Annotated in this window: 6 protein-coding genes; 4 read left to right on the forward strand and 2 right to left on the reverse strand. The window is 42.5% G+C overall.

The window, feature by feature from the left end:
• Nucleotides 1-329 precede the first annotated feature (329 nt).
• Complete coding sequence (locus ACTB0Y_RS05270; protein WP_463205761.1) at nucleotides 330-824, reverse strand: UpxY family transcription antiterminator; 495 nt, start codon at nucleotides 822-824, stop codon at nucleotides 330-332.
• A 668-nt stretch (nucleotides 825-1492) separates the two neighbouring features.
• Between ACTB0Y_RS05270 and ACTB0Y_RS05275 the strand changes: the two genes are divergently transcribed.
• On the forward strand, nucleotides 1493-3037 hold the full coding sequence (locus tag ACTB0Y_RS05275; protein WP_463205762.1) for a sugar transferase: 1545 nt from the start codon (nucleotides 1493-1495) through the stop codon (nucleotides 3035-3037).
• 268 nt (nucleotides 3038-3305) lie between these two features.
• Here the strand turns inward: ACTB0Y_RS05275 and ACTB0Y_RS05280 are convergent, their stop codons facing one another.
• Nucleotides 3306-3491 (reverse strand): hypothetical protein, encoded by a 186-nt coding sequence (locus ACTB0Y_RS05280; protein ID WP_463205763.1) that lies wholly within the window; start codon nucleotides 3489-3491, stop codon nucleotides 3306-3308.
• Nucleotides 3492-3552: 61 nt separating this feature from the next.
• On the opposite strand from ACTB0Y_RS05280, the gene porU2 reads away from it, so the two are divergent.
• The 3 genes from porU2 to ACTB0Y_RS05295 are packed head-to-tail and all read left to right on the forward strand — an operon-like array spanning nucleotide 3553 to nucleotide 8925.
• Nucleotides 3553-8400, forward strand: coding sequence for a putative type IX secretion system sortase PorU2 (porU2, locus tag ACTB0Y_RS05285; protein ID WP_463205764.1), 4848 nt, complete (start codon nucleotides 3553-3555; stop codon nucleotides 8398-8400).
• Between the two features lie 51 nt (nucleotides 8401-8451).
• Nucleotides 8452-8649 (forward strand): hypothetical protein, encoded by a 198-nt coding sequence (locus ACTB0Y_RS05290; RefSeq protein ID WP_463205765.1) that lies wholly within the window; start codon nucleotides 8452-8454, stop codon nucleotides 8647-8649.
• Between the two features lie 3 nt (nucleotides 8650-8652).
• Nucleotides 8653-8925, forward strand: coding sequence for a hypothetical protein (locus ACTB0Y_RS05295; protein ID WP_463205766.1), 273 nt, complete (start codon nucleotides 8653-8655; stop codon nucleotides 8923-8925).
• Nucleotides 8926-9310: the final 385 nt, after the last annotated feature.

Raw genomic sequence — 9310 nt, forward strand, 5'->3', positions numbered from 1 at the left:
CGTTGCGGTTGTTGCATGAAAACTGTTATATTGTTTTATTGCTATATGGTTATATGGTTTTGGATGGCTTCTTGTTGGCGTTGGTGTAGGCATTTTTCGTGCTTTTCGTGTTTTTCGTTGTTTATCCTGTTTAATTGAGTTAAGTGAGTGAGTTTTTTTTCTCGCTGAGTTGCGCTGAAGATTTCTCGCAGAGTTTCGCTGAGGTTTTCTTTGCGGGGCTCTGCGGAGTACTCTGCGTGCCTCTGCGAGAACTCTTTAATACCTTAACACAGCTTCGCTTCCCTCACTCCCATTGGGGGAGTAAGCAAAAGAGCTTCGTCTGCTCTGCGTCAGACTTTTGTGATTTCGGCGCCCTGGATGTCTACGATCAGGGTATAGCCCATATCTATACGTAATACAAACCGATTTTTACCGGCAATGTTTACCACTTCTCCTTTAGTGCCACGCATGGGACCTGAACAGATGCGTACTTTGTCGCCTGAATGGATGTTTTCCGCGGTTGCCTCCACATCCATTCCATGCTCAACGATGCCCATCAGGGCTTTCATCTGCTTTTCGGGTATGGGCACCTTTTTCCTTTCAAAGGTAATAAATCCTAACGCTCCATCTACTTCCAGTACCTTTTGAAATTGAGGTAGCTCAATTTTTACAAATACGTATGAAGGGATCAGGGGCAGCTCTACCATCTTTTTACGGTCGCTCCATTGCCTTAACGTCTTAATTAACGGCAAATACGCTTCTATGCCACGTTCTGTTAAAGCCTGCAGAATTTTTTTCTCGGCTCTTGGTCTTGTATAAACTGCATACCATCTTTTCTCTGACATAAAAGTACACTTAAACGAAACTCAAAATTACAAATAATGCCTGCTGCTCCAACCGGTTTTTTGATAAAAACTCCTTGATGGTAAATTAATGTTACGTCTGTGCCGGCTTCGATTCACCGAAAACCCATAATCAGGGAAGCGCGTTGTGCTGCCGGTGCTGCCAGTGCTGAGCTCGTCGAAGTGAGCCTTTTCGAAGTAAGCCTGTCGAAGTATCACTGCGAGCGCCTTTGCTCGCTGGCCGCGTTCGCTAAAGCCACAGCGTTTCACCTGCGGCAAGCCTATGGCAACCGAAGGGAAGAGAGAGCTTCAGCGTAAGCGAGAGCGAAGTGATTTGTCTCAAGCTTTCGTTCAGGTAATTTGGAACAGATCGCCACGGACTGCGTCCTCGCGATGACATTTCGACTGCGCTCACTTCGACATGCTCAGCACAGGCAATGCAATGCGTCGTTGATTGGGCTGGATTACTAAACCGAACCTCCTGGTAACTATTTTTACATTATATCAAAGAACAAAAAAACGCAATGGTTATTCAACATTAACAAAGGAACATTAATCAATGATTTTATGAAATCCGTATAAACACCCGGTTTCAATTGAGTCTTATTTTGTATATTGCACGCTTAAAAGCAAGTGTTGCTTTATTTTGATGCTCCAAAAATTAAAATTCAATGTATACGCGCTTTTCAACCTATTTTCGCTTTTTCTCAGGTATCATCATTGTGTTGATGTCAATATGGTTGGCTATTCTTTTTAAGCCCGGTACATTACCCATTACATATATTAAAAATCAGTACCATATTTTGCTGATATTGCTTGTTAGCTGGATTGCAATTTCTATACTTTTTAAAAAATATCACCTGGGCAGCAAACGCGATTTGCGCAGGACTTTACCTGCTGTTTTGCGCATCAACATCATCATAGCCGGCGTTACCACGCTTACCATGTACGGATTACGCGAGCTTGAACTATCGAGGTTTGTATTATTCACTACCCTCATAACCGGCACATTTTTGGAACTGGTGTTTTTTATTACCTACAAGCAGCTTGTACATTCCAAAAAGATAGACGACTCGCTGCAGGATTTCATCGATACACGCGAAGCGCTGGCCAGGGAGCTGGTAATGCAGAAACGCATAAAAGCGCCCGCGAAAAAGGGCAGACATCCTGTTTCTTCGCACATTTCATCCTATATCATTCAGGAATCCGGCGAGGAGGTTTATCACCTCATTGACAAACACTTTGACCTTACAGCTGATGATTACACCATACTCTCGACCACCACACGATTCAACGTACTGAAACTGGCCGACAATTATTTCAATGCCATAGCCAACCTGAAACGAATCAATGATATTCGGTATGTAAACAAGTTTTTTGAAGCTATCAATTCAAAAATGGATGCCGGTGGCCTGTTTATCGGGTGCGTAGAAACCAAAAATATGCGTAAAAGACGCATCATGCGCAAATTTCCACCCGTATTGAATGTAATTTACTATTTTTTTGATTTTCTTTTTAAACGGTTGGCCCCTAAATTTAACATCACCAAAAAAATCTATTTTTTTCTTACCCGCGGGCAAAACAGGGTGATTTCTAAGGCTGAGACCCTCGGACGCTTGTATTCGTGCGGGTTTGATGTGGAAGAGGTGACCACCATCAATAACCATATGTTTTTTGTAAGCAGAAAAATTCGTAAACCTTACAAAGATACCAACCCAACTTATGGGCCGCTCATCAAACTGCTCCGCGTGGGCAAAAACGGTAAAGAGTTTTATGTGTATAAATTCCGCACCATGCACCCTTTTTCAGAGTATTTGCAACCCTACATTTACAAACATTATAATCTGAAAGAAGGTGGTAAATTCAAAAACGATTTCCGGGTAACCACCATAGGTAAATTCATGCGCAAATTCTGGATCGACGAACTACCCATGCTCATCAACTGGGTGAAAGGCGAAATGAAGCTGGTGGGTGTGCGGCCGCTAAGCACACACTATTACAACCTCTACAACGAAGAATTGAAAAACGAGCGCACAAAGGTGAAACCCGGTCTGGTACCCCCGTATTATGCCGATATGCCCTCCACGCTGGACGAGATACAAGCCTCTGAGTTAAAATACCTCAAGGCATATCAAAAACATCCATTTCGCACCGACTGGTGCTATTTCTGGCGGGCCATGTTCAATATCTTTTTTCGCAAAGCCCGCAGCGAGTAGGTTGCTTTACATAGCCCATAAAAAAGCAGATGTTTTTTCACGCAACGCTCGTGGCGAGAAATGGTCACCAGTCGCAGCGTGAGGTGATTTGTAAACGGGCATAAAAAATAAAACGCCATCCCGGTTTCTATCTTCTTTTCTATTGCTATGTCAGTCCTCCGGACTGAAGAAACGGAATTAATTTTTTGCACCATACCCGCGTTCTCTGAGTAGCTCTTTGGGCAGGAAGCGTGCGAATTGAAGCGCACTGTATCTCCACCATTTAACCTTACAACCTGAAACCTGAAACCTGCAACCTGAAACCTGAAACCTGCAACCTGAAACCTGCAACCTGAAACCTGCAACCTGAAACCTGCAACCTGAAACCTGAAACCTGAAACCTGAAACCTGAAACCTGAAACTTGCAACCTGCAACCTGAAACGTACCAACTACCCCCATCACAAAATTCCTCAAAAAACAACCGCCATTTTGCCCGAAAAACTGTTATGTTTGTATAAAGCTTTGATTTTTAACCATGCGAAAACACGTTTTCTTTATAATATTTTTGATCCTGCCCGCTCTATCCATTGCCCAAGCAATCAACAACTGGATAGCGGAAGATCAATATTATTACAAAATCGGCATAGCCAATGATGGTGTTAACCGAATCACCATCAACGATTTATATGCTGCTGGCGTGCCCGTTAGCTCATTCACCGCCGAAAACATTCAGGTTTTGCACCGGGGTGCTGAAATTCCCATACGCATAGTGAAATCGGGTGGCGTACTCAATTATTTCGAATTCTATGGTGAGCGCAATACCGGCTGGTTCGATGTGGAAATGTTTGATGCCACCACATCACAAACCAACCCATATTACAGCCAAATAACCGATACATCGGCCTATTTTCTCACGTGGAACAACAGTACAAATAATTTACGCTACAACATAACTCCTTTTGATGATACAGACGCTGAGGTCACAAATACCGTAAGCTCACAAGCATTGCATTTGTACACAACCAGCATGTTCATGGGGGAAGAGTTTCCGGAATACAACAATGCCAAAGGCTGGTTCGATAATCAAACCATTACGCTGGGTAATGCGCGTACCAAGAACCTAACCCTTCCCGGATTGCAAAACACAGGAGCAAACATCACTATTGAAACTGCTGTGGTTGGCTTCAGCAATGCCAGTGTATATGGCGACAATCACCACCTGCAAATTGAACTGCCCAACGGCTACGTGTTCGATACCACTTTCAGAGGTAAAACAGCCGTAAAAAAGCAGTTTACCCTCAATACGTCAACCCTGGCAGAAAACAACACCATCATTTATCGCAGCATAGACGATTTAGGCGTGGCTACAGATAAAATGACTGTTTCTCACATCCAAACAATTTATCCGGCTACATTCGACTTTACCAATCAGGACCGACGAAATTTTATGGTAAATAAAAAAGCCGCTAATCAGATAATTACATTGGAGGGCATTCCTGAAGATATTACACCCGTTGTTTACGATACAGCCAACCACATTAAACCCACACCACAATTTAATGGCACCAACTGGCAAATTACCCTGCCACCATCTGCCCAAAACCATTATCTGGTAATACAAAAAAACATCGATTCGCCGGGTTATATCAAACAAACCAATACTTCTCTTCCACTTACCACCAACAAAGACTATATCATCATAACCCATCCACAGTTTGAAAACGGTGCAGAAAATTATGCTGCTTACCGCAATGCTGCTGTAATTACTACTGATGTGCTTTATAACCATTTTGGCTGGGGATTGGAAAAACACCCATTGGCCATACGTAATTATTTGAAATACTATCTCTTCGCTACTGATACACTTCCAGAATATGTGCTACTGATGGGTAAAGCCCGAAGCATTGAGCTGAGCAGAAAAAACATCACCCATCATGCCAACACTTTTGTACCCACCATGGGTTATCCAGCTTCAGATAACCTGATGGCAACACACATCACAAACGACAACTACAAAACAGAAGTGATCATTAGCAGGCTTGCCGTAACAAGTAACGAACAGGTTAATATCTATTTGAATAAAGTGCAGGCACTGGAAAATCAGCCCCCGACGCAATGGATGAAAAACGTGATACATTTTGGCGGGGGAAACGATGAAGCAGAACAAACCACTTTTGCCAATTATCTGACCAATTATAAAAATATCATCGAAGATACACTGATGGGCGCTCACGTATCCACTTTTCTAAAAAACAGCTCCAATCCCATACAAATTACAAGCTCCGATAGCATTAAAAACCTGATTAATAACGGTACTTCCATACTTACTTTTTTTGGCCACGGATATTCCGATGGCTTCGATCAGGATATTGATGAGCCCTCCGCCTATAACAACCTGGGTAAATACCCATTAATGCTGGCCAATTCCTGCTATTCAGGCAACATCCATACACGATTTACCAGCAGTGCAAGTGAAAAATGGGTGCTGATACCCGATAAAGGGGCTATTGCTTTTCTGGCCACTGTGTTTCAAGGATATCCAAGCTTGTTGAACATGTTTTCATCAGCTATTTATCGAAACCTTGCTGTAAACAACTACGCTCAAGGGATTGGACATGCAGTAAAAAGCGCCATTGCACAACAGGTAGAGTCGAGCGCTTCGTTATTGGGAATAGGCACAGCACTTAACTTTACACTCCATGGAGACCCGGCCGTAGTGTTAAATCAATATGAGGAGCCCGACATCGTTTTACAAAACAATCTTGTAGAAGTGCAGCCCAAACAAGTTTCCACGGTACTTGATTCTTTTGCCGTAAAATTTATTGCCACCAACATCGGCAAAACCATATCAGGCGAAATCAATTACCAGATAGAGCATACCCTCCCCAATGGCACTGACTCTGTTTTTTCCATAAGCCGCACCGGCATATTTTTTCAGGATACCATTACCACCTACCTGAAAATAAACCGCCAGAATGGCGCCGGATTAAACATAGTGCGCATCACGGCTGATTACCTGAATATTTACCCCGAACTCGATGAATATAACAATTCCTTAGAAATAGCTGTCAACGTAAAATCAACGAGTCTGTTTCCGGTTTTTCCCTACCCGTATGCCATCAATGCTGCTGATTCCATTGTGTTAAGGGCATCTACCGGCGACCCTTTCATTAATGAGGTATATGCCAGAATAGAAATAGATACTACAGCAGATTTCAATTCGCCAATGAACCGGCAAATAGAAAAATATTTCGCTGGTGGGGTAATTGAATGGAAACCAGGGCTCAAGGCCTCCGAAAATCAAACTTATTTTTGGCGCACAGGGACAAAAAACGAAGAAGATGCGTTTGAGTGGGTACAAAAATCCTTTACCGCCCAAAATAATGAGCAAGGCTGGATACAAAATGAATTAGACCAGCTGGCTGAAAATGAATTGCAGTTCATTGTGCCAACATCCACTGGTTTTGCTTTTCAGGCAGCATCCAAAGAGCTATTTTGCCAGAATATTGGCTCTCCCAGCGATGCAGAATTAGGCGACATATATTACAATATCAATAACGCAAGGACAAGTGGCGCGTGTGGCGCTGGTAGTTTCATAATTCTGGCCGTGATTGATTCTACTGATTTTCAAACCTGGCCGGCCGATATTGGCGATTATGGACATATCAATTATCCACAGTGCTATAGCCACACATACCCGCATGCACAATTTGTTTTTAATGTAGATGAAGCAGCATTAGACCACGTCATTAATTTCATCAATAACGTGGTGCCCGATGGGCATTTCGTGCTCATGTATACGATTACAAATGGCAACTTTGAAAGCTGGGAAAACCGACATTTCGAAGCTTTTGAAAACATGGGTGCATCCATCATACGAGGTGTGCCCAATACATACCCTTACATCTTTTTCGGCCAAAAAGGACAACCTGAAAAGGCCATGGAGGTGGTAGGAGACAATCCCGACGATGTTATTACGCTCACTGCAGATCTTAAAGATAATTTCGATTACGGTAACATAATCACCGATTGGATTGGCCCGGCCAAAAGCTGGACCAACGTAAACTGGGAATACGGCAGCAACATAATGCAGCCCGGAGACAGTGTTCATATTGATATTTTAAGCAAAAATGAAGTAGGAAAAACCGATAACGTCTTATTCAGCCATATTCCATATACCTCCGCACCGCTTGATTTATCAGGAGTAAATGCTGGTGAACATCCTTACCTTAAACTGCGGTTTTACACACGGGATGCCGTGAACAAAACACCAGCCTATCCGTCGAATATATCGCTCCATTATCAACCCCAAAGCGACATTGCCATCTCCCCGGGAGACCATTATCATTTTCCCAAAGACAGTTTACAGGAAGGCGATCAAATAGAGCTATCGCTGGGTTTTAGAAATGTTTCTGATATTGCATCATCGTCGACGCCTATTAATTACAAAATCACGAACTCCACAAACGAAATAGTAGCGTCTAAAACCACTTCCATTTCGGCTCTTCCCGAAAACACAGCCACAAATGATACAATAACTGTCGAAACCAATGGTCTAAACGGTTATCATACCCTTTGGGTGGAATATCTCCAAAACAGCCCGCACGATTTTTTTGGTTTTAATAATATTGGCAGTTTGCCGTTTTTCGTTTATGGCGACCAGGCAAACCCCTTACTCGACGTTACATTTGATGGCCGGCACATCATGAACGGGGAGATCGTGAGCGCCAACCCCACCATAAAAATCCAGCTCACAGACGGAAACCCGTATTTGTCGCTTTCCGACACGTCTTTATTTGCATTGTACCTGAAAAGGGAGGGTGAGGAGGAAGAGCGCATTCACCTCGCGCCGGGAATTGCCAATGGTACCATTATCTGGGAACCTGCCAATAACAAACAAAAAGCATCTATAACCTATATGCCAAATTTTGATAAAAATGGCACCTATCAACTCAGGGTTCAGGCCAGAGACGCTTCCAATAATTTATCGGGAACCAATGATTACCAAATTGAATTCCAAATCATTAACGAAAGCACCATCACGCACATTTTCAACTACCCAAACCCGTTTAGCACCCATACCCGTTTTGTGTTTACGCTTACGGGAAATCAAATCCCTGATGAGTTTAACATTGATATTTATACGGTTTCGGGTAAATTGGTACGACGCATTACCATGGATGAATTAGGGCCCGTATATGTGGGTAAAAATATTACAGAATTTGCCTGGGACGGCACCGATGAGTTTGGCGACAGATTAGCTAACGGTGTTTATCTCTATAAAGTATCTATCCGGATTAACGGAGAAAAAGTCGATTTAAGAAGCACACAGGCTGATGGATATTTCAAAAAAGGTTGGGGAAAAATGTACCTTATGCGCTAAACATAAGGCATGTTAATTCGTTCCACCCATAAATCAAAAAATCATTCTGTTATGCGCAAATTTGCAATAATACTTTTCGGAATAATACTTACCTCTTTTACCCTAAATGCACAACAATACAAAACCGGACTGGGTCTTAGAGGTGGATTGGCCAATGGAATAACTGTTAAACATTTTATCGGCGAAAAAGCTGCCCTGGAAGGAATCCTCACAAGCCGTTGGGATGGTTTTGGTGTAAGAGGGCTCTAAGAATTGCATTATCCGGCATTTGACACCAAAGAATTTTACTGGTATTGGGGTGGCGGTGGCCATGTAGGTTTTTGGAATGGAAATGATGCTGTATGGGCCGATGATAATAAATCTTATACCATTATTGGTGCTGACGGAATCCTCGGTTTAGAATATAATTTCGATGAAATTCCTTTAAATATAAGTTTAGACTGGCAACCTGCAATAAATTTTGTCGGCCATTCCGGATTTTGGTTTGATGGTGGTGGATTAAGTATTCGATATCTTTTCAGATAAGTTTAAACCCTTTAAAATGGGTTCTATCCCTTGCTTAACAATCACACATCGTTATGGCAGCTGTGTTTAGAAAAGTTATTTGATACCGATAATGATTTATTCGGTATCGATATCGAATTCAATATGCAATTCCTCGGGAATTGTTTTCTTTTTTATTCCCTTTTTTTATAGATATGTGATGCCTCTCCGGCATCAATAAATCTTAACAACTCTGTTTGCCGGCCCTATGGATTTGATTGACCTGAAAAAAAAAGCACAAAAAAAAAGCCTGTCTATCCGTAGATAAACAGGCTTTTAAAAGTTGGCGATCAGCCGAATGGCGGACAGGCTCTGCTACTCTCCCAATGTACGCAGTACCATCGGTGCTGGTGTCTTTCACCGGCCA

The organism is Salinivirga sp., assembly GCF_055145285.1.

Bases quoted from the DNA above. Each gene is read 5' to 3' on its own strand.
- ACTB0Y_RS05270 (WP_463205761.1), bottom strand. From the start codon at position 824: ATGTCAGAGAAAAGATGGTATGCAGTTTATACAAGACCAAGAGCCGAG.
- ACTB0Y_RS05290 (WP_463205765.1), top strand. From the start codon at position 8,452: ATGCGCAAATTTGCAATAATACTTTTCGGAATAATACTTACCTCTTTT.
- ACTB0Y_RS05275 (WP_463205762.1), top strand. From the start codon at position 1,493: ATGTATACGCGCTTTTCAACCTATTTTCGCTTTTTCTCAGGTATCATC.
- porU2 (WP_463205764.1), top strand. From the start codon at position 3,553: ATGCGAAAACACGTTTTCTTTATAATATTTTTGATCCTGCCCGCTCTA.